Consider the following 26207-nt stretch of genomic DNA (forward strand, 5'->3'; position numbering starts at 1 on the left):
GCCGTCAAAGACGTCTTGCCGTGATCAACGTGGCCGATCGTGCCAATGTTGCAATGCGGCTTATTCCGCTCAAACTTTTCCTTCGCCATCGCGCACGTGTTCCTGCTTGATTAGGCGGTCACGCCGACGTTGCGCCGGGCATGACCAGAATTGATCCCTGTGCTTGGCCAGTACCGTGGAAGCCGCGCGATGGAGCGGGTGATGGGAATCGAACCCACGTATTCAGCTTGGAAGGCTGCTGCTCTACCATTGAGCTACACCCGCCCAGCACATCGCACACCACGGCGGTGCCCGCGACTTTCACCCCGAACACCGACCAACCTCTATACTCTCGTTCCCACCCCAACACCGGAAACCGGCACCGGAAGCAGGATGGTGGTGGGGGTTGGATTCGAACCAACGTAGGCATAGCCAACGGGTTTACAGCCCGTCCCCTTTAGCCACTCGGGCACCCCACCAGTTCCCCTAAAACGCGGTTCCCGAGGGCCACCGAAATGGCTGAACAGGCTTCCGCGTTGGAAGGGAGTGCGAAATATGAGAAATAGTCTCTGTTTGTCAACGTGAAAAAACATGGCAAAAGCGGCAACGAGGGCAATTGTTGGATTGCCCCCTGTTTCCTCCCGCAACATTCCGGAGCAATCCGGGCATCAGGTAGTCAGCATGGCAAAACCCCAGTCCCGCAAGCCCAGCAACGCCAAGCGCCGCGGCAAACCCGCGCCGAGACCCAAGAGCCGCGATGTTTTATGGGGCTGGCACGCCGTTGCCATGGCCCTGCAAAATGACAAACGCCGGATCACCGGTTTGCTTTGCACGTCCCGGAACGAGGCGGAACTCGGCGAGCGTCTGGACGAATTGACCGACTCGCGGCGCGGCGAATTTCCGGAACCGAAGATCGTCGACAAAGAAACGCTTGATACCCTCGCCGGGCCGGATGCCGTGCACCAGGGAATCGCCGCAGAAGTTTTGCCGCTGCCTGACGTGGCGATTGAGGACATTCTGGAAGATGCGGGTGAGCGGTGCCTTCTGGTTCTGCTCGATCAGGTGACCGATCCGCATAATGTGGGTGCGATACTGCGCTCCGCATCCGCCTTCGGTGCCCGCGCAGTGATCGCACCGGATCGCAATGCGGCGCCGACAACCGGTGTTCTGGCGAAATCCGCGTCCGGAGCTCTGGACGCGATCGATCTCGTGCACATCACGAACCTGAGCCGAACCATGGAACAGCTGCGAGGTGCCGGCTTCTGGTGCATCGGGCTGGACGGTGCAGCGGACGGCACCCTGGACGGGGCGGACCTGAAGGGCCGGATCGCAATTGTCATGGGAGCGGAGGGCAGCGGCCTCAGGCGTCTGACCCGGGAGAATTGCGATCTGCTCGCACGCCTGCCAACATCGGGCCCCGTCGCTACTCTGAACGTATCGGCCGCGACGGCAGTCGCTCTGTACGAATACGCTCGGCAAAATCAAGGGTGAGACAGATCGCGCTGAGAGTGCACTATGTCACAGGCATATCCTATTGCACGTTATAGAACACACCAGCTATTCATGTTCTAATTCCATGGTTATCAACAATAAAATCAACGGAATTAGGCGGTTTTTTCGCTAAGGTATGCAGAAAGAATAATGGATCCGCAAAAAGCAGAAGCGCAAAGTTTCAAGGATGCCGTCTGTGAGGACGTGTCCGACTTCTATTCACGGAAGTCGCGCGATGCTGTCGGCCGGGCAGCCGGTCGGTACCTGCAGTCTGTGCGAATCACGCCGATGGAACTGCTGCATTCAAGCCGTCATCAGCGCGCATTCAGCGATGCAGGCACGACGCTTATGCAGGCTGTCCAGAAAGCAGCCATCGCGCAGGTCAAGGGCACCCAAATTCCGGTCAGCGAACGGGTTCGCCGTCTCTACGAGATTACGGACCAGCTGCACAGGGAAGCATTGGAGAAGTTCGAGAAAGAGCCGCCGGAAAAACTCGAGAAAGGCATGATCCCCGATGTCATCGCACTTCGGGACGGCGAGAGTCCGAGCGATCAGGCCTTTCGGATTCGCGCAGCACTGACGGCGACGCTCGACGGTATCAATGACTGGATCAAGAAATTCGAAATGCTTTACGAGCTCGGCCATGACATCGCCGGTCTTGAAGCATTCGGGCACTTCGATTCCTTCATCGCCGAAATCCTTCGCGCACCGAATATCGGCAAGGACATTTTCGGCGAACTGCCCACCGCCGGCGAAGAAATAGACCGGCTGCTTGCTCTCTACGATGGCGATATCGAGCCGTCCCATGCCCCGAGCAAGCCGGCGAATGCGAAGAACTTCTACACGCTAGCAAAAACCGGCTACATCCCTGAAACGCGGGATGTCCTGCTGCGCCGGTTGACGCTGGCACTGAACTCAAGCGGCAAATTGACGCGCGGAGACCTCCGCACGGAGCTGGAACGGGTTCGGGATATCTACAAACGACTGTCAACGCCCAACGGCTTCCTTGGCGGAGAGGAATGCGAAGAGGCCCTGCAGAAACGCGAAGCCTCGCTGCTGAGCGACGAGACGATCGACCTGCTGCTCGGAGGCCGCATCGATGTCGGCCAGAAGGTTCTCCTGGCTCTCCAGATACGCAAGGAAGCGATCAGCGAGAAAGGTGCCGATTATCTCTCCAAATATGTCACCTCGATCATCGGTCAGCCGGATTTCTCCCGCGCCGTAACCGGCAAGGAAGGGCCGCTTGAGGAAAAGCTCGGCTTCCTCGGCAAGGTTCACAAGGAGACAAAGGCCAACAAGCTTCCCCCTCGCATCGAGGACCGGATCTGCCGGACCCTGGAAGAGCTTCAGGCGGAAATGTTGGAGAGCAACGACTATTTCAAAAAGTTGGAAACACGCTCGGGGTCCACAGCGAAAAAAGCCCTCATCGTGATCGACCTTATCGGCGAGGGTGCTCTGGTCGGAGCTGGGACCCTGAAAACGGCGCGCAAATCGGCGCACGATTTCATGAAGAAAGCCGATTTCCTGGAAAGCTATCTGGCGGATAGCGACGCGGCGCAAAGCAAGAGGGCCCGCCTGCAGGACCTGGAACGCCGCCTCAAGTCAGCCGGGCTCGCCTGACGATCAGGCAAGGAGCCTATCCTCCGCCGGCGCGTTCCGATGCAATCTCTGCCTGCCGTTGCCGGATATCCTCGGGCCAACGGCTCTTCAGGAACGCCACAAGGGCCCATATCCCCGGATCCGTGAGCTGAATTTCGAAGCCCGGCATGTTGTTTCTGTAGCTGCGCGGCGAGAATGGCTGGCCGCCATATTTGACCACATCGAAGATATCATCATCGCTGAGACGCCAGATCGGCGCGCTGCCATCGAGCGGTAATGCCGGACGGTTGCCTGACGGAAAATCACCGTCCCAGCCAGCCTGCCCTTCGAGAGAGTCGCCGTGGCAGAAAGCGCAATTGTCCCGATAGAGCTTATGCCCCTGTGCGACCAGGGTCTCGTCCTGCCAATCCGCATGGACCGCCGTGTCCACCATCCTGCGCTCATAGTAGATAGAGGCGGCCGTGATAAGCGCACCGATCAGCGTTGCTGCCGCAAGGTACCGCCCCTTCGGGCCTAGCTTCCGCGAAACCCGGTCGGCCAGCCCCATCCCGATTTCGGCCTCATCCTCCTCGGCGGCATCGACCATCTGGCGGAGCAATCTGTCGCTGCGCCGTTCTCCGCCAGAGAAGGCCTTGGCACGGATTCGCGCCTGACGACGCGCACGGCGTTCGTTATCGATACGGCTCACGATCCATCTCCGGAGCGGTCGGGCAAGACATCATGGAGAGGATCATACGCGAATGTATAAATGGCTGTCATCTCGCGCACCGATGCCCGTTTGCTTTGACCAGGTCTTCCGGCGCCCCGACCGGGGCACCGGAAGATCCCCTTGCTCAGGCCGCGTGCGGCGTCAGGATCTGACGGATCGCCGAGCCATCGGCGAGGCGGTCAAATCCCTCGTTGATATCCTCGAACCCGACCGAGCGGCTGATCAGCGCATCGATCGGCAAGCGGCCCTGCTGATAAAGGTCGATATAACGCGGGATATCCCGGACCGGAACGCACCCGCCCATATAACTGCCGCGGATCGCCTTCTCGTCCGACACCATCGCCGGCGGTGTGAAGGTGAAGGTGCTGTCGGCCGGCGCCAACCCCGCGACCACCAGCTCGCCCCCGGCACGGAGCAGCCCATACCCTGTCTCCATGGCCTTTACCGCCCCGGCAAAGTCGAATGCGAAATCGACACCGCCACCGGTCAGGTCCCGAACCTGTTCGGCCAGATTTGGGTCGGCGGCGTTGAACGTGTGTGTCGCGCCGAGCTGACGGGCAAGACCGAGACGGTCGTCATTGAGGTCGATGGCAACGATAGTGCCGGCACCGGCAACCTTGGCGCCGAGCAACCCGTTTAACCCGACCCCGCCAAGGCCAATCACGGCGACGCTGTCCCCCGGCCGGATGCGGGCCGTGTTCAGTACCGCTCCGACACCGGTCATCACCGCGCAGCCGAAAATCGCCGCCGTCTCCAGCGGGATGCTGTCGTCAACCTTGACGCAGCTGCCCCGATCGATCACCGCATATTCGGCGAAACAGGAAACGCCGGAATGGTGCGCGAGGGATTCGCCCGAGGCGGATTTCAGACGGCGCCCGCCGCCCATCAGGTCGCCCTTGGCCCGGGCCACGGCATTCACCTCACAGATCTGCGGCCGGCCTTCAAGGCACCGGCGGCAGCGGCCGCAATTGGCGCTGAACTGGAAGACGACCGGATCGCCCGCTTTCAGATCCCGGATGCCGGGGCCGACCTCAACCACCTCGCCCGCGCCTTCATGGCCGAGCACCAGAGGCACCGGGCGCGGCCGGTTGCCGTTGATCACCGAAAGGTCGGAATGACAGAGACCGGCGCCAATCACCCGGACGAGGATCTCTCCTGCTTCCGGCTTCGACAGCTCCACTTCCTCGACGGAAATCGGCTTGGATTTTTCAAAAGGCGCCGTCGCCCCCGACTGCCGCAACACGGCCGCACGCATCTTCATGACTGTTTCCCATTCCCGTTTTTTGCTTTGTTTTGCCACCGGTCGGCGGCGCGGCCCGGCATTGATCACACCGGCCCTGAAAGGATGACACCAGCAGTTTACGACGCCCCTGCCCTTGCGGCAATCGCGTGACAAGTCTCTCCAGGAGACCGGGCCAGGGACTGAGCGATGTTTATGTCTCGCGCCCTGCATGACCCGGCGCTATAGAAATCGCCCCGAAGACCAACCGGATCAGCCCCATGCCTCTCACCTTCCGTCGTGCCGCCGAGACCGATCTTCCCGCCATTATCGCCATGCTCGCCGACGACGAACTTGGACGGCAGCGCGAGGATATCAGCGTGCCCGTCGCTGACTGCTACCGGGATGCCTTCAAAGCCATCTCAGCAGACAAGAACCAGTTTCTTGCGGCCGCGGAGAAAGACGGCGCCGTCATCGGCACCCTCCAACTCACCTTCCTGCCCGGCCTTTCGCACCAGGGCCTCTGGCGCGGCCAGATCGAATCCGTGCGGATATCTTCGACCGCGCGGGGCGGCGGGATCGGGCGGCAATTTCTGGAATGGGCCATCGCCACCTGCAAGGAGCACGGATGCGCGATCATACAGCTGACTAGCGACAAGAGCCGGTCAGATGCCATCCGGTTCTATGAGAGCCTCGGTTTCAAAGCGAGCCACGAGGGCTTCAAACTGAAGGTTTAAGCGCCAAAGGACCTCTCGGCTCAATCACGAGGCAAGCAATAGAAGATCGACTCGTACCGGGTCATCGAATAGCTGCCGAAATAGAAACCTACCCCTCACACATCTTGACCAACGCCAGCGGCATTTCCAGCGAGCGCGTCGAAGAGCCAAAAACCTGTTGCTCATCGGATGCGCTTTCTAGATCCTTGAACACGATACTGGTTCCATAGCAGGCAAAGCCTGTGGACTAAGAGGGAACACGGAAGGGACGACCCAAAAGGGGCCTGAGCCGTGACTGCCCCCGCAACTGTAAGCGTGAGCGCTTCCAAGACGTCACTGGCCAACGGCCGGGAAGGCGGAAGCTAGCGAAGAACGCGAGTCAGGAGACCTGCCCGTATCGCGAACGAAACCCGGCCGGCAGTTGCCCGGCAAATCCGCACGGTGGGTGCGGGAAATGGAGTACTGACATGCATATCGAACCCGGCGTCGTGAACGGCGCGAAACTTCTGCTCAGCTACGGCACCGCAGCTGGCTGCCTCGGCGGCCTCGCCAAGCTGGCCTGGGGCACGATCAAGAATGACGGCATTACCCAGCTTGCCATCCGCAGCGTGATCACGACGTTGCTTGTGTTCTGCTTCTTCCAGGTGCTGCCGCATTATCCGGTCGGCGTCTCCGAGGTTCATTTCATCCTCGGCTCCACACTGTTCCTGATGTTCGGCCTTGCTCCGGCCGCGATCGGCCTCGCGCTCGGCCTGCTGATCCAGGGCCTGCTGTTCTCGCCGTTCGACCTGCCGCAATACGGCATGAACATCACCACGCTGCTGGTTCCGCTCATGGCCGTCGCCCTTGTGGCCGACAAGATCATTCCGAAGAACACCGCCTACAAGGATGTCAGCTACAAGCAGACCCTCGCCCTCTCAGCCGCCTACCAGGGCGGCGTGGTCAGCTGGGTCGCGATCTGGGCCTTCTACGGCCAGGGCTTCGGCGCGGAAACACTGTCGCAGGTCGGCCTGTTCGGCGGCGCCTACATGATGGTCATCATCGTCGAGCCGCTCGCCGACCTGGCCATCCTCGGCGCGGCCAAGACGCTGCACCAGCTGAAGGACAGCCCGCTCTTCCACGACCGGCTCTATCGCGCCGGCGTCTGAGCAAGCCGCATCAAAGAAAACGGCCTCTTCGGAGGCCGTTTTTGTTTTCGGAATGCCGTACCACTCAGCGGTAGGTCTGCCCGCCATCGAGATCGACCACGATGCCAGTCGCCCAGCCCGCACGCGGTGAGCACAGGAATGCCACCACGTCGGCAATCTCCTCAACCTTCGCGGCCCGTCCGAGGGGCTGGCCGGCCAGGAAATCCTGCCAGCGGTCCGGATCCCCTTTCTCGTCCGCCGCCTTGGTCTTCAGCAACGTGACAAGGCGATCGGTCGCGACCAGTCCCGGATTGGCCCCGAGCACGCGCATGCCGTCTGCCAGCGCATTGGAACCCATCGCCTTGGTGAATGCGTTAAGAGAGGCGTTGCCCGCCGTGCCGGCGATATATTTCGGGTCCAGCTTCACGCCCGCGAGGCCGATAACATTAAAGATCACCCCGCCGCCCTTCTCTTTCATCAGGGCATAGAAGGTGCGGGTCATGTTGATATAGCCGAACACCTTGAGGTCCCAGGCCGCGCGCCATGTTGCCTCGTCAATGGCCTGCAAATCACCGCCTGGAATGGCGCCTGCATTGTTCACCACGATGTCCGGTACCGGCAACGCGCCACCAAGCGCTTCCACCGCGCCGGGGGCAGAGAGATCCACTGGATGAATGGTGCAGCTCGCACCGGCCGAGACCAGCTCGTCCCGCGCTTGCTCAAGTCGCTCTCCATCGCGGGCGACCAGATGCACATCGCAGCCCTCAGCCGCGAAAGCCTTGGCACAGCCAAGGCCAATACCTTTCGATGCGCCGGTGATCAGAACGCGTTTACCCTGAAGACCAAGGTCCATCTCTATCCTCCCTGTCGCGGGCCGGAGCAATCGTGCCACTCCGGCCCATCCTTTTGGCAGTATCAGGAGGATAAAAGTCCGGCGCCATGCTCCTCTCGCCAGTCGGAAAGGAAATCGGCCATTTCCTCAGAGCCTGTCGCCAGCATGTCTTCGACCGGGAAACGGGTGCCAGCTTCCAGAAGCAGCCGGGCACAGGCGACATGATCCGCCCCGTCCGCCCGGGGAGCGAATTCCGCACCGTGAATGACCGTCCCGATGGCATCGCCGCCATGACGGTTGCGGTGCGTCAGATCCGCACCCTGTGCGATCAGATAGGCAACCTGATCCACCCGGCCGTTCCATCCCGCGACATGCAGGGCCGTCAGCTTCATCTCGTCGGCTTCATCCGGGTCCAGACCGGCCTCGATCAGGGATTTCATCTGGGGCAATGCATCCGGGGTTCCGGCGATGCGCACTACGAGCTTTCTGTCTTCACTGCCGAGCTCCATGCCCCTGATGCTGCCCTGTGGCTGCTTCCCGCCGGCACAGGAGGCCAGAACCGCAACTCCGGGATCGAGCTCCTCGCCAAAACCTTTCGCTTCCAGAACCAGTGCGAAGTCCCGGTTGCCATAGAGACATGCCAGCGCATAGGCGCTGCGCCCGCGCCACACGGCAGCGGCATCCGCGCCAAATGACAGCAGCAGCTCGGCGAAGGCACCGGACCGCCCGCGCCGCGCGGCCTGATGCAGTGTCGTGAAAGTCACCGGCGGCTGCCCGCGCGGATGGTTATGGTGCAGCCCTTCATTCGGATTGGCGCCATGCTCCAGCAGAATGCGGACCGGCTCGATCCGGTCGAAATCCAGTGCCCGGGCCAGCGCATTGGTTCGTGCCGGATCGACGCCATGCCGGCAGAGCAGATTCAGCCCCTCCGTATGATCCAGCTCAACCGCATGATAGAGGCTTTCATTGTCATCCGGATTTGCGCCGTGCCGCAGCAGCCATTCGGCAAGCGGCATGTTGTCCGCATGCCCGAGAGCTCCATAGAGCGCGGAAAGTCGATGATCACTCCCCGCCTCCTCCGCATAGCTTTCATTCGGGTCCGCACAGTTCTGCCGGAGCAGGTCCGCAATCGCGAGGATACGGTCGGGCGGCACGTCCGCGCATTTGTGATATTTCGAGAAGCAGAGATGGATCAGCGGTGTCCGGCCATGAATTTCGGCTGTGGCGAGGGACGGGTTCGCAGCGATCCGGGCCTCTACCGCATCCAGATCGCACAGCGCCAACTCGATCGCGAGATCGGCATGGGCAAGCTCCGGGTCAGCGGCCAGCAACTTCTCGATCACCCAGGCCTGACCGTGATAGAGCGCCGTCCGGAGACGCTTCGCCCGGCCGGCCCGGTCCATGCCCGCCGTCTCCAGCGCGAGCTTCAGCTTGGGCCAGCTCTCATGGCCTTCCTCGACAGCAATGACATGCAGGAAATCCGCGTGTAGCGGCTCTTTCGGTGCAGGCACGACTGCCCGGAGACGGCTCAGCGCATCGGCATCGCCCTGTGCAAAGGCCTTCTTCAGCAGTTTCGCCGTACGGCGCAGTTTTTCGAGATCGGAGGACATCCGTTTTCTCCCGTTTGCGCGCCCATGGATCCGCTACGTCGGGCGCCGGAGGAAAACCGGAAAATCAGAACTGTATCAAGGTGCGTCACGCTTTCCGCGGATCCGGATGCTGCCTGGCCAGCCGCTTCCAGATATCACCGGCATGCATTTCCCGCAAGGCTCGGCGCCGACCCATGCGGGCGAAAAACCGGCCTGTCCATTGACCCTCGCCCGATTCGGGAGCACTCTTTTTATGTCCCATCCGGACACACGGATTCCACAACAGGGAGGTCGTATATCGCGATGGAGCCACCGAATCAGGTAACGCGTTCCTGAGAACGGAACGCGACGGTAGGGAGCGGCAGCTGACGCTTCAAATCCGCAGACATATCAAGTTTTGAGAGCTAAACGCTCGATAGTCTGTCTTATGCTACAGACATGAAATCATGCTATGCCCCACTCGACGCAGATGCGCGGTGGGGCTTTGCATTTCAGCCCTCATTTCCCGCGCCGACTGAGCTTGAGCCCGGCAATCACGGCCAGGAAAGACGGATAAACCCTGCAATGCATAAAAACCTGCGCCATGACCGGGTGCTGGTCGTCGATCTCGAGCTGACCTGCTGGGAAGGGCTACCACCCCAAGGCGAGCGCCCGGAGATCATCGAGATCGGTGTTGCGGAGATCGACCTGAAACGGGACGAGATCAGCCGAACCGTTTCTATGCTGACCACACCAACCGCCTCCCGCATCTCCCCCTTTTGCCGTGAGTTCACCGGCATTACGGACGAGATGATGGAGGCTGATGGAATTCCTTTTGAGAATGCCTGCCATCAGCTACGGAAAACCTATGGGTCGACGTCGAAACTCTGGATCGGCTGGGGCAGCGACGATGCATTGTTCGACAACGAGGTTCAGGCGAAAGGTGCCGTAGACCCGGCCTCCCATCGCTATCTCGATCTCTGTCAGATCCAGGAATATGTGCTCGCCGGCGGGCGCAGGATATCGCTCGATGAAGCGCTCGGAGTGATGAAACTGGCACGATCCGGCACGGCACACCGGGCGCTTGGAGATGCGATCGACACAGCCCGTCTGTTCCTGTCCTGGCGGGAAAGATTCGGTCTCGGCGCCCTGCCACACGAACATTTCGACTGAAGCAGCGGCCTCAGTTCCCGTAGACTTCCCGAACCGTATCGAGCCATAGCCGGTCCGCCGCTTCCGGATCAAGCACGCCGAAACTGGCCATATAGATTTCCGCCACTTTCAGGAAGCGGTCCTTCTCATCCCGCACCCAGTCCGCATAGGACCAGGTGATATCCATCGGTGCGATATTCCGCACTGCGCCGCAATAGAGAGCCATCTCCGGGCCCGAAGCGGTCTCGACGGAACAGTGCTCAATGGCGAAATCAAAATCCTCGAAAAACCGGATGCGCTGATCGTCTTCCGGCACATAGTCACGCAGCAGAAGACCGTCGACCTGCCCGCCAGGCGCTTCTACCAAGGCCGGATATGGCTCGCTTTCAACCCTGACACGGGCAAAACCGGACAGCGTCGCCGCTGTCGAGAGGGGCCCCGGATCGCGCCCGAGAACAAGGGACAGCACGTCCGGATCCATCAGGGTTCCGAAGAAGAAGTAGGGAATGACCTCCATCCGCCTAGCGCTTATCCGCAAGATAGACCGTACAGCGGGTCGACCCTTCGTGCCTGAACACATAGATACCGTCTGCCTCGACTTCCATGCGCCGCGGTCGCCGGATATCCCGTGAGCGCGCGGCACGGTAGACTTCGCCTCCGATCCGGACGAAACCACCGCCGAAGCGTCGGAACCGGCCATCCCGGCAAGCTTCCGTCGCCGGTTTATCCAGCTCCACGACTTGCTTGATCGGTCTGTCATCCATGAAAAGCAGCCCAGGCTTCCGTGGGTTTTCGTAGATCGTTTTTTTCGGCACCGTGGCTTGCTTCATCCGCCATTTCGGTTTCTCCGGCGCCCGGGAAAGGTGGCGGGGATTGGTGCGGTCCGGGGACATACGGTCTGCCATTGATGGCGTGACAACAGGCACAGTGCCGCCAACCGCGATCGCCGCAACAAGACACGCAGTACGAACAAATCGAATGGGGTTCTTCATTTTATCACCCGTATCGCCGTTCCGTTCAGCCCGCTCCCGCGAGCAGATGTTTCGCCAGCATAACATGGATGCCCTTGTTTCCGTTGACCATTTGGGTCACACGGAGATCCGCTGCAAGGCTGCACAGCATGTAAGCTTCAGCCCGGGTCCGGTTCGTACGGCCCGTGATCAGGTCCAGCATCTGACGCAATGCGTCCCGGCCGGCTTCGTCGAGGTCCTCGTTGAAAGCCATGGTGATGAAATGGTCCGGCGTTTCGGCCCGCGGCAGAGTCAGGCTCATGTCATCCCGCACCGTCAGGCGGAAGCGGCCCTCGAGAGCCGTTTCGATTGCCGTCACGCAGACTTCGCCGTCACCCTGCGCGCCATGCCCGTCACCGGCGGAGAACAGCGCGCCCTCGACGAAGACCGGCAGGTAAAGCGTCGTCCCGGCCACCAGTTCCTTGTTGTCCAGATTGCCGCCGTTCGCGCGCGGCTGAATGGTGCTGACCCGTCCCCATACCGGCGGCGGCGCAACGCCCATTACGCCAAAGAACGGGTGTAGCGGCAATTCCAGCCCCCAGGGCAGACGGCCAACATTCCGCTCGGTGTCGATGGCAATGATGGAAAGGGTGATCTCGTCGAAATCATCAGGCAACGCGCCTTTGAGCGGCGCGCTGTAATTGAAGCCCCAGTCCTGCCGAACCTTCACATCGAGAATATCTACCTGCAACACATGGCCGGGCTTCGCGCCCTCGACATAGACCGGGCCGGTCAGAATATGACCGGGCAAACCCGGGCGCATTTGGTCGATAACGGCCTGATGCTCAGGGAGGACCGTATAGCCGTCTCCCGGCAGGACCGGCTTGTCGCCGGAGATCGACTGGATGGTGACTTCCTCGCCCGAGGAAATCGTCAGGGCCGGAGTTAGATCCGCATCGAAGAAACCCCAATGCACCGTTTCCGGACTGCTCTTGAGCATATGCCCCCGCATAACTGCCCCTTCCGTATAAAACTCAGTGATGGTTGTCAGTGGCCGGTTGGCCGGCTTTAAGCGCCGCCGCCTGCTTACGCGCGGCCTTCCGGTCCTGACGTTCGCGGCGTGCGACTTTGAAACGCTCGATATAGATATGGCTCCAACGGTACCCCATCCAACCGCCAACAATCATCCACGGTAAACACCCGACGAATAGAGGCACCCCCCATTCGTCCAGCATCGCCGTCAGATAGACCCAGACCGCCGTGATGCCCGATACATCCTGACTAAGGATTGTGTCGAGCCGCTCCGAGAAATGGCCGAAAGCAGTCAGGTTTTCCCAGCGACCCAGCATCAGGTTTCCGGTCTGCAGGAAGATGTAATAGACGATCGGCACCGTGAAAACGTTGGTCGCCCAAGTCCACGCCAAAGCGACAACCAGATTGAAGGTCCATGCCGGCCGCACCAATCGGAGCAATGACCAGAGTCCCGCCACGATCGGCATCTGCACACCAACCAGCGGCGTCAGCGAAACCGCAACACCGATGCCGACACCCCGCGCCGTATAGTCCGGCAATCCGGTCCCGCGAAGGATCGGAATGACGAGCCGGTAACGCAACAGGCGGCTGAGAGGAGTGATCATCGGTCAGGTCAATTCGGATTGAGGGCGCCAAACAGCGTGATGGTCCAGCCATAGCAAGCAAGAGACGGGACCGTCACGCCACAAAGGGACGATTTCATAATTCTCTTTATATTTGGTGACCGGCCCCGCGATTACACGCCCGTCATCCGGATTCTTTACGGACGCTCCCCTTTGGCCAGCCGGGCCTCGATATCGTCCACCACGTCGAGAAGTGACGCGACACTGTCGATCAGATAGTGCGGATTGCAGGCGCGCAGCGTCTTTTCAGCCTGCCGCTTTTTCTCGGCAAATGCGGCTTCGTCCAGCGCTTCGGTTTCTTCCAGAGACAGTCCGAAGGCATTGCCGGAAACCGTTACCCCCACGGTCCAGCAACCGGCCGCGTTGCCTTCGGCAATCCCCGGCTCGGTGTCGTCCACCTTGATGCAGGCGGAGGCCGGCCAGACATCGAGATCGAGGAAGCACTTGTACATCATCAGTGGCGTCGGCCGGCCATGCGGGAGGTCGCCGGCACAGACCATGTTGTCCGGCGCATAACCGCGATCGCGCGCGATCGGCACCAGACGCTCCATGATCTCCCGGTTGTACCCCGTCGTGGAGCCGATCTTCATGCCCCGTCCGCGCAAAGCCGCGACCGTGTCCAGCGCGCCCGGAATGATATCAGCGAAGTCCGGCACCACATCGACGTTCATTGGCACAAACACTTCGTAGATCCGGTCGACATCCTTGTCGGAAAAGGCTGCCCCGTGGGCTTGTTGCCATGCTTCCGCGATGCGCGGCTGGGTGCCGACGGCCTTGATGTGGTCCCATTTCGGCAGGCCCATCGGGGCCCTCGCTTCATCGATCGTGATTTCAACATCGAACGTGGCAAATGCCCTCTGGAAAACACCCATCGGGGCGCGGCTACCGTGATCGACGATGGTTCCGGCCCAGTCGAAAATGACGGCTTTGACGTTATTGTCGGCGGTGGACATCTTGAATTCCTTTTCGATTAGGCTGCAGCCCCATAGAGCGAGGTAATTGTCTCTTCGCCAAGGGCAAAGGCGGTACTCATGCCGGTTCCGCTTGAGACGACCAGCAGCCGCACTCCATCCTCCGGCGTATCTATGAAAGCGGTGCGGTCCGGCGAAGATGGGTAAATGCCGGTCCAGCGTTCGATCACCCTGGGGTTCTCAAGCTGCAGCATCTGGCCAGCTTCTTCCATGATCAAATCCTCCACCACCGCTGGCGCAAAAGGATCCGGGGTTTTTGCGTAATGGTGGGAATCGCCGACGACGAGTGAGCCGTCCGCTCCCTGCACCACGATCAAGTGGATTCCGTGCGCCAGCCATTGCGGCTGTTCGCGCTCCAGCCGCGCGCGCAGTACCTTGGAGGCCGCCAAGCCGGTATAGCCTTCGTAGCGCACCAGACTGAGATCAGACATGACCGCGCCCGGCAGCTTCCATTCCGGCGACTGAGGCGCGACCCGCAGCATCTGCAGCTTGCAGAGCCGCAGATTGTAGGAGGCCAGCCGCTCCGGATAGAGCGTCGCAATGTCGGGGCCCGGACAGACAATCACCGATTCAGCCCGGATCGTCCCGGACGTGGTCTCGACCGTTTCCGCAGAAACACCGGTCACCGCCGTCGACCAACGGAAATCCACACCACAGCTGGCCTCCAGATACTGCGCCAGCCGTGGCAGGGCCTGACGTGGCTCGACCCGCGCTTCATGCGGGCTCCACAAACCGCCAAGTATCGTTTTCTGCCCGAGTACCGGAGCTTTCTCTACCGTCTCTTCAGCCGTCAGAAGGGTGCAGTCGCGTCCCATCTCAGTCGCGGCGAATTCTTCCAGGACAGCAACCGCTTCCGGTCTCTGGGCCGTCACCAGCAATCCGTCATGCAGAACCGGTATGCCGGCCTTGGGAGCGATATCGCGCCAGATGGAAGCCGATTTGTAGGCCCGCTCCCAGGTCTCGCCCTGTTTCTGCCCCGTGACTGTGACGAAGCCGAAATTGCGGACGGATGCGCCGTTCGATTGCGCATCACGATCGACAACAATGACCCGCTTGCCGCGTTTAGAGGCGGCAAGAGCGCTTGCCAGACCACAAATCCCCCCGCCGACGATCGCCAGATCGTAGGTATGTCCCATAATCGCCCATCCGAATTGATCAACTCTCAGCCGATACCATAACGGTATGACAAAGAAGTTATCTAATCGATTGCGGGGTCAGACCGGACTTGCGCTGAAATAGGAAAATTTCTCGGAGATATCGTCCCAGGCGCCATCTGCGGCGATGAAAACCTGCGGAAGGGCATCTCCCTCGCCCGCCTCGAAGACCTGGCTTGTGAAGCACATATCCGCGCGGGCCCCGTCTTTCGATAGCGGCATGATGAGCCTGGAAGTCTTCACCAGACGACCCCGGTCCCACAGGAATTTGCTGTGCGAGATAATGGGCGCCCGACGTTCGCACGCGAGCGTGTACAGGCCGAGAATGAATTCCAGATAGTTCCCGCTGAGAACACTGGAAAGCTCTTTTCCCGTGATGTCGCTGCCGAAAAAATCCGTGAAATTAGTGCCGACCAAGCGATGACGAACCGTCCTGAGACAGGTGTCCACATCGGTCAAAAGGCTATAAGGCAACAGCTTCGGCCCGATCTCCGCTGGATCGAGATCGCGCCGAAGCGGGATATCACTCCCGCCTTTTATGCGGTCCCAGTAGGCATACATCGCGCTAAGCGTCGCACTACCGAGAACCGCGTCCGTTTCTAATTGCAACGCCCCTTACCCCGAAATCGAAGCGCACCAAGTCTGCGCCGAAATGCAAACTGATCGAGGCGGTAACTTATCATTCAAATTGATTTTGTCTAAAATTATTCTTAGATTGCATGCCGAAGTATAATTTAACTTTATTCTTGCAAATTCTTAATAAAAAAGAGGCTTTATTAAGCCTCTTGATATGAGTTCTTCACTGAAGTCAGGCGCCGCGAAATTCGCGCCTATTCTGCAAGCGCTTCCCTGTACCCTTCCAGCAGTGGCGCCATGCCGGACAAATCATACCCCTCCCGCCCGGCGGCGGATGTCACCTCGGAGATGGATTTTCCGTTAAAACACACCTGCGTAAGGGCCCACAGGATTGTCGATCGGGTCCCGCTGCGGCAGAACGCAAAAACCGGTCCGTCCGACGCCTTGATCGCCGCGTGGTGCTGCGTGACCAGCTCCGGAGACAAAGTCGGCAAAGTTATCGGAATAAATACATAAGACAGACCCGCAGCTTCAGCGGCGGCCTTGAGATCATCCGCGGCCGGCTGCCCCGCCTCTTCACCGTCAGGCCGATTGTTGATGACCGTCTTGAATCCCAGCTCCGCTATCTCGCTCATTTCCTGAGGGAAAACCTGACCTTTTGCGGCATAACTTTCGCTGATCTGCTTAAAATCCATCGGGTTCAGCCCTTCTGCTTTCACTGAGTTCGGGAGACACCCCACCAGAGGTTCGCCCCGCGGCACACGTCGGTTTCTTTTGGAATAGGGAGACTAGAGTCAAAAATCCCGACAAACTAGTCCAGTAGGCTAGTTCAATATGAAACCCGATCTGGTATATAAAACTCTTCAGCAAACAACCATACTGTTTGCTTCGTGCCCGGCCAGTATCGGATCACCCGGGTTTGGGGGACTCTATGACCTCAGGGTCGCTAGACCAGCATCTTTTGCAGGAGGATGCCCAGAAGTTTATGGGCGCCTTTCTGGCAGAACACAAAAAATGGCTCCAGCGAAAGCCCGGAGGCAAGCAGTGCGACTTGTCTCGCATGGACTTGAACGGCATCAACCTTCAGAACGCGCTGCTCGCGCGTGCCATCCTGGTCGGCACGCATCTCGAGAACGCGAAGCTCGAAGGCGCCGACCTCAGCGAGTCGGATATGTTCGGCGCGAAGTTGCAGGGCGCCAACCTGCGGCGCGCGAAGCTGAAGCGTACAATCCTGCGCGGGGTAAACCTGAAGAATGCCGATCTGTCTCATGCGGATCTGGAAGACGCGGATTTTCGCGGCGGTCTGGTGCTGGGAGAGTCTCCGGAGGAATCGCTCGGCATGGAGCAGAGCGACCTCAGTGAGTGCCTGATGGATTTCGCCCGCGGGCAGCGGGCCAAGTTCTCCAATGTCGACCTCAGCGGCGCGAGCCTGCGGGAAGCCAACCTGAAAGGCGCGGAGCTGTTCGGCTCGGACCTGACCAATGTCGATCTGACAGGCGCCAATCTGGAAGATGCGGATCTTTCCGATACGCGGCTGACCAACGCCAAACTCGAGCGGACGATTCTCAAAGGCGCCCGCTTGGCAAACAGCATGGTCAGTGAATCTGCATTGGCGAAAGCGGAAGTCGACCCGGATGCGCTCGACCAGATCAACAACCTTAAGCTCAGCATCGATCTGGAGACCACCGGCGACTTCAAATCCCTGCCGCCGAAACTACGCACGGCACTCGCGCAACATTTCGAATGGCTGCAGTCGAACGGGGTCCGCGGCTGCCGGGCAATCATCAAGTCGATGTCCCTGAGAAAGCTGAAACTGCGCCGGCAGAACCTGACCGGCGTCGCTCTGTACTCCTGCGACCTGAGCGATGCGGACCTTTCCTTCGCCAATCTGGTGCTGGCGGATCTCGAGAAGTGCAACCTTATGAACGCAAACCTCGCAGGCGCGCTGATGTTCGGCACCAGCCTCAAAGGCGCATTCATGAGCGGCGCGGACCTGTCGAACGCCCATGTTGGCGCGATGCCGATTTTCGGAGCCGACGGCAAGCGGACCGGAAAAGTGCGGAAGACCGACATGAGCGCGGCGAACCTCAATAATGTGAAGTTCGAAGGCGTCGATATGGACGGCATAGTGAAATAGCTTCACCCGCCCGGGGCCGTTCAGATTTTCGACGCTCCACGCAAGTCGCTATGCTGCAGACCTGCGAATACCTTGCTTCCGTCCTTCATATGCGTATTCACCTTGGCATTGTAGCAAATGTGCTCAAAGCCGTGCTTGTCGACGATCTTGATCTTCTGGTTTCGGAAGCGTGCCTCATCGCGCGGCCCCGTTAGGTAGAACCGGCTCTCTTCGACCTCGTTTCCAAAGACTTTCAGGCTCTTGAATCCGTCCAGCACCTTGTTCGCTGCCAACACATAACGATGTGTGTTCCAAGGCTCCGGGCCCTCGTTCGTATTTACGCAATCCCCGACCAATATCTGGTTCGTCCGCGCCTTGCCGATCAAGCGCGCCACATTGATGGTTACATCGCCGACGATATATTCATGCCTGGCGACGTATTTCGGGCTCGGCTCATAAAAGACGTAGTGGCTTCCTCCGCTCAGAGCCATGCGGAGTTCAGGCAGAGGCATTTTCTCCGACATTTCGCGCTGCAGGCTCTTGTAGTAGAGCGAGAAAAGCGTCATCAGCACAAACAGGCTGACATCCTGGTTCAGCCCCATCTCCAGGTTCCAGACGTAATATCCGTCACCCGTTGTGGAACGCCCCATCTCCATCGGCAAACCGGCACGATGCAACGTCGCTTCGGCAAGGGACAGACTGAATTTCAGAGTGGAGAGGTGGCTCGCCTGCTCTTCGGGGGTGTGTTTCGAAAACCCGACCACGTCAATCAGGAACACCGTACGGAACGGCGCGAATCCTATCGAATAGCGCGACATGACGGACTCGACATCCTCGTGGGACAACCCGTTCGATCCGCCCCCGATCGGGAAATCCAGCCTGATCTCTGTCGGCTGAACGCCGACGAACTGCGTGACCTGCTTGAATTCCCCGTCGTTCAGATGGCGAGGGCCTTCAAAGACCCGGCTTATTGGATCCTTCAATTCAAACAAACGGGTTTTCGGCAACAGGATGAGCTCAAGCCCCTTACCCGATGGACGCCAGGCCACAACCGCGTTCGAGCCGAACTGAGACAGCTCGAACAGCAATTGGTTCAGTGACAGGCGCAGGTCATCGCGCCGCCCTGAAGACTGATGCCCTTTGGTATCGCCGTGCATGGATGTTCACCTTGCGTAAAGGAATCACAATTACACTAGGGCATTGCTAACTGAGCGGAAACTCCCTTGCAGGCAAACATTCGGGGGTGCCCTACTGATATTCGAGGCCCCCTGTCAGAGGGTTTAAGTACCAAACCAAGAAAACTACTCCGAGTGAAACTCGGAAACGATCTGGGACATCTAATAAAGTCATGACCGTGGCATTCGACAGCACTGAATTCAAACCGGTTCCCGAAGAGTTTATGGCGGCGATCAAATCCCACCATACCTTTCTCACGGGACGTCCTGGTGGATTGCGCCTGAAAAACGACGATCTCGACGCGTCGCATTGCCGCTTCGACTATATGTCCCTGATACAAACCATCCTGCCTTGTGCCGAATTTTCCGAGAGTTCGTGCATCGGAACCGACTTCAGCGAGGCAGACCTGTACGGGTCGAATTTTGCCTGGGCCAATTTGCAGGGCGCGAATTTCACCAAAACGGATGTCCGGGGCGCCAATTTCGTGATGGCAGACCTTACCGGCGCCACGATGATGAATGCCGATCTCCGGCCCGGCCAGATCGTCCGCTGGTCCGGCAGCAGCGGCGATGGCCCCGTCAGCACAAACCTCGACAGCGCCAACCTGAATGATGCCAATCTGAAAGGCGCCGACTTTGAGGACGCGAACCTGAAAAACGTTCGCGCTATCGGCACCATGTTCGCCGATGACGACATGCACGCAACGAACCTGGCCGGCGCGATCCTGGACGGGGCCGATCTTTCCGGCTCCAAGTTGCGCGGCGCCGTTCTTGCCGGCGCATCCGTCAATGGAACCAACCTGAGCAACTGCGATCTCTCCGGAGCGAACCTGCGCAATGTGGACCTGTCAAAAGCGACCCTCCACAACACAAACCTCGACGGCGCCATCACATTGGAGAACGCCGCCGATCTACCTGACGACATCGCTGAAATCATCCGACTGCACAGCCAGTGGATCATCTCAGACGGCGAAATCGGTGAACGGGCCGATTTCGGCGGGATGGATCTGAAGAACATCACATTGACCGGCTGCGATCTCCGCGGAGCCATGTTCGCCAATGCGCAGCTCGAAGGGGCGCAATTCAATCAGTGTGAATTGATGCTGGTGAATTTTGCCGGGGCGGAACTGAGCCGAGCCAGCTTCGTCGGCGCAACATTGCGCGGAACGAATTTCGCCAAAGCCAGTCTGGTCGAAGCCAAATTCCAAGGTGCACGGCTTGAGGTCGCTGAAATCTACAATGCGATGCAACAACGCACCGGCAAATCAATCCCCGTCATTTTCAACGGTGCCGTCTTACAAGGCACCGACTTCTCACGGGCCAAGATAAGTGGCGCCAACTTCACCGATTCGATACAGTTCGGAACGATCTGGAATCATGCGAAAATCGAGAATTGTACCGGCATTCTCGGTTAGGCCGGGACAGATGACCGCAAACACAAATGGACCCGCAGCCCGAGCGCCCTACAACCGGCGGGAATTTTCACGCCGGGATTCAACTCTGTCTGGCCGACTGTCCCTGACACCTGATTTTTCCAAATCCTGGCCGACGAGAATCACCAATATCTCACTGACGGGCATGCTCCTCACCGGGGAAATACCGCAATGTTATCCAGGCCCGCTCTATGTGCGCCTTGACGATATAGACATCACTATCAGCGGTCTCTTCATTATGCAGAGCGAGGCAGGCTTGCGGATCAAGATCGGCCTCGACGATCTCCAATTGACCGAATTGGTCGTGCATTCAGAGGTCTATACATCCCTGGTTCTCGAGGCCATCCCGGACTAACTTTTCTCCGCGCCAGCGCAGCCAAAACGACGAAAAACATCAACCAAGCAACTGATTTTCATCAATTTTAAAGAAGACCAATTTAGTCACTTATTTGCTATTGCAATTGAGAATGACTTTCAATAAGGTCCCTTCATCGACATCGAAACCAGCGGGGCGGAGACCTCGCGGACGACATCTGAAGGACGAGATATGCACGCGAAACATTTTTTGAAGTTGGCCCTGGCGGCCGCCACGGTTTCGGCCGGGCTTTCCGCCACGCCAGTCCAGGCGGACGATTTGAGCGCGAAGAAAGCAGTCATCACGACCTACGCGAACATCGCAGCCGCCGCTTATGAAGACTCACTCATCGGCGCCAAAAAGCTTCAGAGCGCCATCGCAGCGCTCGTCGCCAAGCCGACTGACGCCACTCTGAGCGCGGCCCGCACCGCCTGGATCGAGGCGCGAGAGCCCTACCAGCAAACCGAAGCCTACCGCTTCGGCAATGCCATCGTCGACGATTGGGAAGGCAAGGTGAATGCCTGGCCGCTCGACGAAGGTCTGATCGACTATGTGAAGACGGGCATCTACGGCTCCGAGTCGGACGGCAACCCTTATTATACCGCCAACGTGATCGGCAATCCGAAGCCGTCCATCGCCGGCAAGACGCTGGACGCCGCGAAAATTGACCGCACGCTCGTCCAATCGCTGCATGAGATCGACGAGATCGAGTCCAATGTCGCGACCGGCTATCACGCCATCGAATTCCTGCTCTGGGGCCAGGATCTGAACGGCACCGGGCCCGGCGCCGGGGCTCGTCCTGCCTCGGACTTCGATACGAATAACTGCACCAACGGGAACTGCGCGCGCCGCGCTGCCTATCTCAGCACCGCGACCGACATGCTCGTCGATGAGCTGGCATGGATGACGGCGCAATGGGCCAACGGCGGCGCCGCGCGCACCGGCCTTACCGAAGGCGACGCAGACAAGGGCATTGCCACCATCCTGACCGGCATGGGCAGCCTCTCCTACGGCGAGCTGGCCGGCGAGCGGATGAAGCTTGGCCTGATGCTGCACGATCCCGAGGAAGAGCATGACTGCTTCAGCGATAACACCCATCGCTCGCACTACAACGATGCCCTCGGTATCCGGAACGTTTATCTCGGCGAATACAAGCGGACCGACGGGTCTGTCGTGAAGGGCGCAAGCCTCTCCGCTTTCGTCACCGGCAAGGACAGCAGCGCGGACAAGGAACTGCGCGCCGCCCTGGATGCCACCATGAACAAGATGACCTCCCTCTCCGACACGGCGGAAAAGGGGGAGCGTTATGACCAGATGCTTGCGGAAGGAAACACACGGGGGAACGAGATCGTTCAGGCCGCCGTGGATGCCCTTACCGTGCAAACCAGGTCGATCGAGCGTGTCGTCGCAGCGCTCGGTCTGTCAGCCCTCGAGTTCGAAGGTTCCGACAGTCTAGACAATCCGGGGGCTGTTTTTCAGTAACCGGTGCGACACCAGCATATCTCTCCCACTCAAAGGGGACGGCTCACGCCGTCCCCTCTTTTCTGTTCGAGTTTCTATTCGAGCCGGGCCACTTTGCGCTAGAACCGGATCATGCTGAGCCGAACGAAACTGATACTTTGCGCGCTGTCGATCTGCGGAGCCTTCCTGTCCACCGCTTTTGCGGAGACGGAACAGGACCGCATTGCCCGGATCACGGCCCCCACGTCCGATTTCTCCAAACCGGAGAAATACGAGATCATGCAAGCTGGCGCCGCCACCCATCGCAAGCGCGTCAACGGCGACGCCTTCTCCTACCCCTCCGCAAACATGGCCTTCGACCGCCGGCTCTATTTCGAGCTCGGTGACGGCATTTTCAAAAAGATGTGGGTCAGCTCCCCCGCCAGCACGAAGTCTTCGGACGGTCTGGGGCCGCTCTACAACGCGCGCTCATGCCAGCGCTGCCACTTGAAGGACGGGCGCGGCGCGGCACCGGACGGCCTGCAGGCCGAAAGCGGCTCGGTCGCCCTGCTGCTCCGCCTCAGCATCCCGCCGCAGAGCGATGAGGACCATGCCAGACTGAATTCCGGTGCCGCCGCCTCCCTTCCGGACCCTGTCTACGGAGGACAGCTCCAGAACTTCGCGACACCGGGCCTGAAAGCGGAAGCTGCTGTCGCCGTAACTTACGAAGAAACACCGGTGCTCCTCTCGGACGGCACGATTGTATCCCTGCGAAAACCAGTCATCACCCTGACCGACCATGGGTACGGCCCTCTCCGGGACGATCTGATGATTTCTCCGCGTATCGCCTCGCCAATGATCGGCCTCGGTATGCTCGAAGCTCTTGCGGCTGATGATATCCTGAGCTGGGCCGACCCCGATGACCGGGACGGCGACGGCATTTCAGGACGAGGGAACCGGATCAAGAGCAAGCTGGCCCAGGAAGTGATGCTTGGCCGCTTCGGCTGGAAAGCGAACCAGGCGACCCTCAAGGACCAGGTCACCGACGCCTTCTCCGGCGATATCGGCATTTCTTCCAGTCTCCACCCGGCGAATGCCGGTGATTGCACACCGGCCCAGACCGCCTGCATCACAGCCCCGGACGGTGGAGATGAAAAGAGCGGTAATGTAGAGGTCAACGATCACCTGCTGGATCTGGTGACCTTTTACAGCCGTAATCTCGCCGTCCCGGCCCGGCGCGATGTTGGCTCTCCGGAAGTGCTGGCCGGGAAGAAGGTATTCTACCAATCGGGCTGCATTGCCTGCCATCGCCCGAAATACGTCACCCCGCGCGATCCACTACGCCCGGAACAGTCCTTCCAGTTGATCTGGCCTTATACGGACATGTTGCTGCATGATATGGGCGACGGCTTGGCCGACAACCGCCCTGACGGATTTGCCGATGGCCAGGAATGGCGCACACCGCCGCTCTGGGGCATCGGCCTGACGGAAACCGTCAGCGGACACACAAACTTTCTGCACGACGGCCGCGCTCGCAGCCTGCTTGAAGCAATTCTCTGGCATGGCGGCGAAGCAGCCACCGCACGTGACCGGGTGATCGCACTCCCGACCGGGGATCGCGAGAGCCTTCTCCGTTTTCTCAACTCGCTATAGGCGACAGCCATGCAACGCATCCTGATCCTGATGGTCTCCTTCCTGGCAATTTCCGCCGCGGGGCCAGCCGGTCCGGCGCGCGCGGCAGATGCAGACGAAACCTTCAAGGCGATCACGAAAGCGAGCGTCTTCGATCACATCATCCCGCGCTATGAACTTCTGGCTACAGCCGGGGTCGGGCTTGAAGCCGCCGCAACGACCTATTGCCAGGACCGCACGGCGCAAAGTTTCACCGGCCTCGACAGCGCCTTCCGCGACTACTGGATGGCCTGGGCCGGCATCCGGCACATCCAGTTCGGCCCGGTGCAATCTCAGAACCGGGGATTCCGCATCCAGTTCTGGCCCGATTTCCGGAACAAGATCGGCAAACAGCTGTCCCGCGTACTGGCCGCGGAAAACAGCACAGCGCTTGAGAAAACAACCTTCGCCAAAACCAGCATCGCAGTTCAGGGCCTCCCTGCCCTGGAGCGGCTGCTGCTTGATGGACATGCAGGGTTTGCCGGCTCCAAAGGTGCCTTCAAATGCGCGCTCACGGAGACGATCACCCTCAATCTCGCCACCATCGCCAATAACATTGCCGCCGACTGGAACCCGAACGATGGCTACGCCCATACAGTCGCCACGGCAGGCGTCGGGGAAAGCCCTTATTCGGAAGCCTACGAGGTACCGGTCGAACTGTTGCAAAGCCTGCTCGGAGAGTTGGAAGCAAGTCGCGATGTGCGGCTCGGCCGACCGCTCGGCTCCCAGGCGAACAAGGCTCGCCCCAAACTGGCCGAAGCCTGGCGCAGCGGCCTGTCAAAAGCCATTCTTGTCGAGTCATTGAAAGGCACCGGGGATTTGTATCGGAGCGGCGGGTTCGAGCAGGCCTTGCGGAATGCCGGGGAGGTCGCGCTGGCCGACCGGATATCGGCCGGCTTCCAGAAAGCGGTCACGCAGGCCGACGCGCTTGAAGGCTCTCTTTACGATGCCTTTACGGCACCGGAGGGACGCAAAAAGCTGGAGGCTGTCCGCGCCGACCTGAAAGTTCTTACCGGTCTGCTTGGCACCGATCTGGCAGTTGCCCTGGACATCTCGCCAGGCTTCAACAGCCGGGATGGAGACTGATTGCCATGATTACACGCAGAACCCTGATTGCGGGTCTTGTCGCCTCCGGAGCCACGGCCCTGGTCTCCGCTCCGCTCACGGCCGGGCAGGACAATGACCGCCTGCTGATATCCTGCGCCCGGAAGCCCGACGGCAGCTTCGTGCTGGTCGGCTTCACCGAGAATGGCTCGGTACCGTTCGAGCTCCCTCTGCCGGGGAGAGGCCATGCGACAACCATTTCGCCTGACGGCAAGACCGCAGTCCACATGGCCCGTCGGCCCGGCCGCTTCATGCTGGTTGCAGACCTGGAGACCGGCACGCTCCGGGATCTGGTGAACGCGCCGGAAGGGCGCCATTTCTATGGCCATGCCGCTTTCTCTCCCGACGGCCGCCAGCTTTTCACCACGGAGAACGATTTCGACAATGCAAAGGGCGCCATCGGCGTCTGGACTACCGGCAACAGCTTTGAGCGGGTCGGGGAATGGGACAGCCAGGATATCGGCCCGCACGACGTCAGCCTGATGCCGGACGGCGTGACGATGGTCATCGCCAATGGCGGTATCCTGACCCATCCGGACAGCGGCCGCGCCAAGCTGAATATCGCCGACATGAAACCGAGCCTCGCCTTCCTCGACGCCCGCGACGGCAGCTTCATCCGCAAGGTCGAACTGCCGGCGGAACTGCACAAGAACAGCATCCGCCACCTCGATACAGGGCCGGACGGCACCGTGCTGTTCGGCATGCAGTATCAGGGCGATGCTTCCGATGCGCCTCCACTTGTCGGGATGATCGGACGTGACGGGAAAAGCACCCTTTTCGACGCGCCTGAAACTCTCACACCTGGACTGAAAGGCTATTGCGCTGACGTCGCCATCGATCCGAGCGGCAAGTTCGGCGCGAGCACCTTCCCGCGTGGCAACCGGATCGCAATCTGGTCTATCCCGGACGGCAATTTGGTCTCCTTCAACAGCGCCCGCGACAGCGCCGGCGTTGCCGCCGGACCGCACCCGGGCGGGTTCAGATTCTCCACCGGATTCGGCAGGCTGCTCTCCCGCATCGCCGATCCGGAGAGCCTCGTCACAGAAGGCTATGTTCAGCGATTTGCCGGATTGGCATTCGACAACCATATGACTGCCCTGGAGCGGCATCTCTAGAGCCTGCCCCGGCACAACAACCGGTGCGACAGTTCGGCGACTGGGCCTGAACTTCGCGAAACGGTATAAGTAGAAACAATAGATCGTCGACCGAAAACGA

Annotated in this window: 26 protein-coding genes, 2 tRNA genes and 1 riboswitch; of the genes, 12 read left to right on the forward strand and 16 right to left on the reverse strand. The window is 59.9% G+C overall.

From position 1 onward, the window contains the following. The 3 genes from IG629_RS22890 to IG629_RS16660 all read right to left on the reverse strand — a co-directional run. The coding region (locus tag IG629_RS22890; RefSeq protein ID WP_264299835.1) for a GTP-binding protein at positions 1 to 89 on the reverse strand (89 nt) is incomplete at its 3' end. Positions 90 to 190: 101 nt separating this feature from the next. After that, positions 191 to 264 (reverse strand) — tRNA-Gly (locus tag IG629_RS16655). A 109-nt stretch (positions 265 to 373) separates the two neighbouring features. Continuing rightward, positions 374 to 458, reverse strand: a tRNA-Tyr gene (locus IG629_RS16660). Positions 459 to 660: 202 nt separating this feature from the next. On the opposite strand from IG629_RS16660, the gene rlmB reads away from it, so the two are divergent. Together rlmB and IG629_RS16670 are read left to right on the forward strand one after the other, a co-directional pair. Continuing rightward, the gene (rlmB, locus tag IG629_RS16665; RefSeq protein ID WP_193173060.1) at positions 661 to 1470 is read left to right on the forward strand and encodes a 23S rRNA (guanosine(2251)-2'-O)-methyltransferase RlmB; all 810 of its coding nucleotides are present in this window, start codon (positions 661 to 663) and stop codon (positions 1468 to 1470) included. Between the two features lie 150 nt (positions 1471 to 1620). Then, entirely contained in the window at positions 1621 to 3090 is a 1470-nt protein-coding gene (locus IG629_RS16670; RefSeq protein WP_193173061.1) for a hypothetical protein, read from the forward strand. A 16-nt stretch (positions 3091 to 3106) separates the two neighbouring features. Here IG629_RS16670 and IG629_RS22970 read toward each other — a convergent pair whose 3' ends face one another. Next, a complete protein-coding gene (locus IG629_RS22970) occupies positions 3107 to 3757 on the reverse strand; it encodes a c-type cytochrome (RefSeq protein WP_193173062.1) in 651 nt (216 codons plus the stop codon). A gap of 145 nt (positions 3758 to 3902) precedes the next feature. Further along, the gene (locus tag IG629_RS16680; RefSeq protein WP_193173063.1) at positions 3903 to 5039 is read right to left on the reverse strand and encodes a zinc-dependent alcohol dehydrogenase family protein; all 1137 of its coding nucleotides are present in this window, start codon (positions 5037 to 5039) and stop codon (positions 3903 to 3905) included. 239 nt (positions 5040 to 5278) lie between these two features. Here IG629_RS16680 and IG629_RS16685 point away from each other — a divergent pair, with 239 nt between their 5' ends. Together IG629_RS16685 and IG629_RS16690 are read left to right on the forward strand one after the other, a co-directional pair. Continuing rightward, positions 5279 to 5734, forward strand: a complete 456-nt coding sequence (locus tag IG629_RS16685; protein ID WP_193173064.1) for a GNAT family N-acetyltransferase — start codon at positions 5279 to 5281, stop codon at positions 5732 to 5734. A gap of 181 nt (positions 5735 to 5915) precedes the next feature. Beyond that, a riboswitch (cobalamin riboswitch) is annotated at positions 5916 to 6123 on the forward strand. Between the two features lie 57 nt (positions 6124 to 6180). Further along, complete coding sequence (locus IG629_RS16690) at positions 6181 to 6861, forward strand: energy-coupling factor ABC transporter permease (protein ID WP_193173065.1); 681 nt, start codon at positions 6181 to 6183, stop codon at positions 6859 to 6861. 64 nt (positions 6862 to 6925) lie between these two features. On the opposite strand, the gene IG629_RS16695 is transcribed toward IG629_RS16690, so the two are convergent. After that, positions 6926 to 7693 (reverse strand): short-chain dehydrogenase/reductase, encoded by a 768-nt coding sequence (locus IG629_RS16695; RefSeq protein WP_193173066.1) that lies wholly within the window; start codon positions 7691 to 7693, stop codon positions 6926 to 6928. 62 nt (positions 7694 to 7755) lie between these two features. Continuing rightward, positions 7756 to 9282, reverse strand: coding sequence for an ankyrin repeat domain-containing protein (locus IG629_RS16700; protein ID WP_193173067.1), 1527 nt, complete (start codon positions 9280 to 9282; stop codon positions 7756 to 7758). Positions 9283 to 9825: 543 nt separating this feature from the next. Between IG629_RS16700 and IG629_RS16705 the strand changes: the two genes are divergently transcribed. Next, positions 9826 to 10413, forward strand: a complete 588-nt coding sequence (locus IG629_RS16705; RefSeq protein ID WP_193173068.1) for a 3'-5' exonuclease — start codon at positions 9826 to 9828, stop codon at positions 10411 to 10413. 10 nt (positions 10414 to 10423) lie between these two features. Here IG629_RS16705 and IG629_RS16710 read toward each other — a convergent pair whose 3' ends face one another. The 8 genes from IG629_RS16710 to IG629_RS16745 all read right to left on the reverse strand — a co-directional run bounded on the left by IG629_RS16710 (position 10424) and on the right by IG629_RS16745 (position 16459). Further along, the gene (locus IG629_RS16710) at positions 10424 to 10909 is read right to left on the reverse strand and encodes a gamma-glutamylcyclotransferase family protein (RefSeq protein ID WP_193173069.1); all 486 of its coding nucleotides are present in this window, start codon (positions 10907 to 10909) and stop codon (positions 10424 to 10426) included. A gap of 4 nt (positions 10910 to 10913) precedes the next feature. Next, positions 10914 to 11384, reverse strand: a complete 471-nt coding sequence (locus IG629_RS16715) for a hypothetical protein (protein ID WP_193173070.1) — start codon at positions 11382 to 11384, stop codon at positions 10914 to 10916. A 25-nt stretch (positions 11385 to 11409) separates the two neighbouring features. Next, positions 11410 to 12342 carry an acetamidase/formamidase family protein gene (locus IG629_RS16720; RefSeq protein ID WP_226886862.1) on the reverse strand — a complete coding sequence of 311 codons (933 nt, stop codon included), beginning with the start codon at positions 12340 to 12342 and terminating at the stop codon, positions 11410 to 11412. Positions 12343 to 12376: 34 nt separating this feature from the next. After that, positions 12377 to 12979, reverse strand: coding sequence for a DUF2062 domain-containing protein (locus tag IG629_RS16725; RefSeq protein ID WP_193173072.1), 603 nt, complete (start codon positions 12977 to 12979; stop codon positions 12377 to 12379). Between the two features lie 155 nt (positions 12980 to 13134). Further along, positions 13135 to 13950 carry a phosphonoacetaldehyde hydrolase gene (phnX, locus tag IG629_RS16730; RefSeq protein ID WP_193173073.1) on the reverse strand — a complete coding sequence of 272 codons (816 nt, stop codon included), beginning with the start codon at positions 13948 to 13950 and terminating at the stop codon, positions 13135 to 13137. 17 nt (positions 13951 to 13967) lie between these two features. Beyond that, entirely contained in the window at positions 13968 to 15104 is a 1137-nt protein-coding gene (locus tag IG629_RS16735; RefSeq protein ID WP_193173074.1) for a TIGR03364 family FAD-dependent oxidoreductase, read from the reverse strand. Positions 15105 to 15182: 78 nt separating this feature from the next. Then, positions 15183 to 15731, reverse strand: coding sequence for a PAS domain-containing protein (locus IG629_RS16740; RefSeq protein WP_193173075.1), 549 nt, complete (start codon positions 15729 to 15731; stop codon positions 15183 to 15185). A gap of 221 nt (positions 15732 to 15952) precedes the next feature. Next, on the reverse strand, positions 15953 to 16459 hold the full coding sequence (locus IG629_RS16745) for a TIGR01244 family sulfur transferase (RefSeq protein WP_193173076.1): 507 nt from the start codon (positions 16457 to 16459) through the stop codon (positions 15953 to 15955). Positions 16460 to 16683: 224 nt separating this feature from the next. On the opposite strand from IG629_RS16745, the gene IG629_RS16750 reads away from it, so the two are divergent. After that, positions 16684 to 17835 (forward strand): pentapeptide repeat-containing protein, encoded by a 1152-nt coding sequence (locus tag IG629_RS16750; protein WP_226886870.1) that lies wholly within the window; start codon positions 16684 to 16686, stop codon positions 17833 to 17835. Between the two features lie 20 nt (positions 17836 to 17855). On the opposite strand, the gene IG629_RS16755 is transcribed toward IG629_RS16750, so the two are convergent. Then, positions 17856 to 18971 carry a nucleotidyl cyclase domain-containing protein gene (locus tag IG629_RS16755; protein ID WP_193173078.1) on the reverse strand — a complete coding sequence of 372 codons (1116 nt, stop codon included), beginning with the start codon at positions 18969 to 18971 and terminating at the stop codon, positions 17856 to 17858. A 191-nt stretch (positions 18972 to 19162) separates the two neighbouring features. Here IG629_RS16755 and IG629_RS16760 point away from each other — a divergent pair, with 191 nt between their 5' ends. From IG629_RS16760 to IG629_RS16785, 6 genes are all read left to right on the forward strand, one after another. After that, positions 19163 to 20404 (forward strand): pentapeptide repeat-containing protein, encoded by a 1242-nt coding sequence (locus IG629_RS16760; RefSeq protein WP_193173079.1) that lies wholly within the window; start codon positions 19163 to 19165, stop codon positions 20402 to 20404. 10 nt (positions 20405 to 20414) lie between these two features. Then, the gene (locus IG629_RS16765; protein ID WP_193173080.1) at positions 20415 to 20777 is read left to right on the forward strand and encodes a hypothetical protein; all 363 of its coding nucleotides are present in this window, start codon (positions 20415 to 20417) and stop codon (positions 20775 to 20777) included. Between the two features lie 210 nt (positions 20778 to 20987). Beyond that, positions 20988 to 22259: an imelysin family protein gene (locus tag IG629_RS16770; protein ID WP_226886863.1), complete on the forward strand. Its 1272-nt coding sequence runs from the start codon at positions 20988 to 20990 to the stop codon at positions 22257 to 22259. Positions 22260 to 22370: 111 nt separating this feature from the next. Further along, on the forward strand, positions 22371 to 23870 hold the full coding sequence (locus tag IG629_RS16775) for a di-heme oxidoreductase family protein (protein WP_193173082.1): 1500 nt from the start codon (positions 22371 to 22373) through the stop codon (positions 23868 to 23870). 9 nt (positions 23871 to 23879) lie between these two features. Continuing rightward, positions 23880 to 24974 carry an imelysin family protein gene (locus IG629_RS16780; protein ID WP_193173083.1) on the forward strand — a complete coding sequence of 365 codons (1095 nt, stop codon included), beginning with the start codon at positions 23880 to 23882 and terminating at the stop codon, positions 24972 to 24974. 5 nt (positions 24975 to 24979) lie between these two features. Continuing rightward, positions 24980 to 26107, forward strand: coding sequence for a DUF1513 domain-containing protein (locus tag IG629_RS16785; RefSeq protein WP_193173084.1), 1128 nt, complete (start codon positions 24980 to 24982; stop codon positions 26105 to 26107). Positions 26108 to 26207: the final 100 nt, after the last annotated feature.

The organism is Nisaea nitritireducens, from assembly GCF_014904795.1.
GTDB lineage: Bacteria > Pseudomonadota > Alphaproteobacteria > Thalassobaculales > Thalassobaculaceae > Nisaea > Nisaea nitritireducens.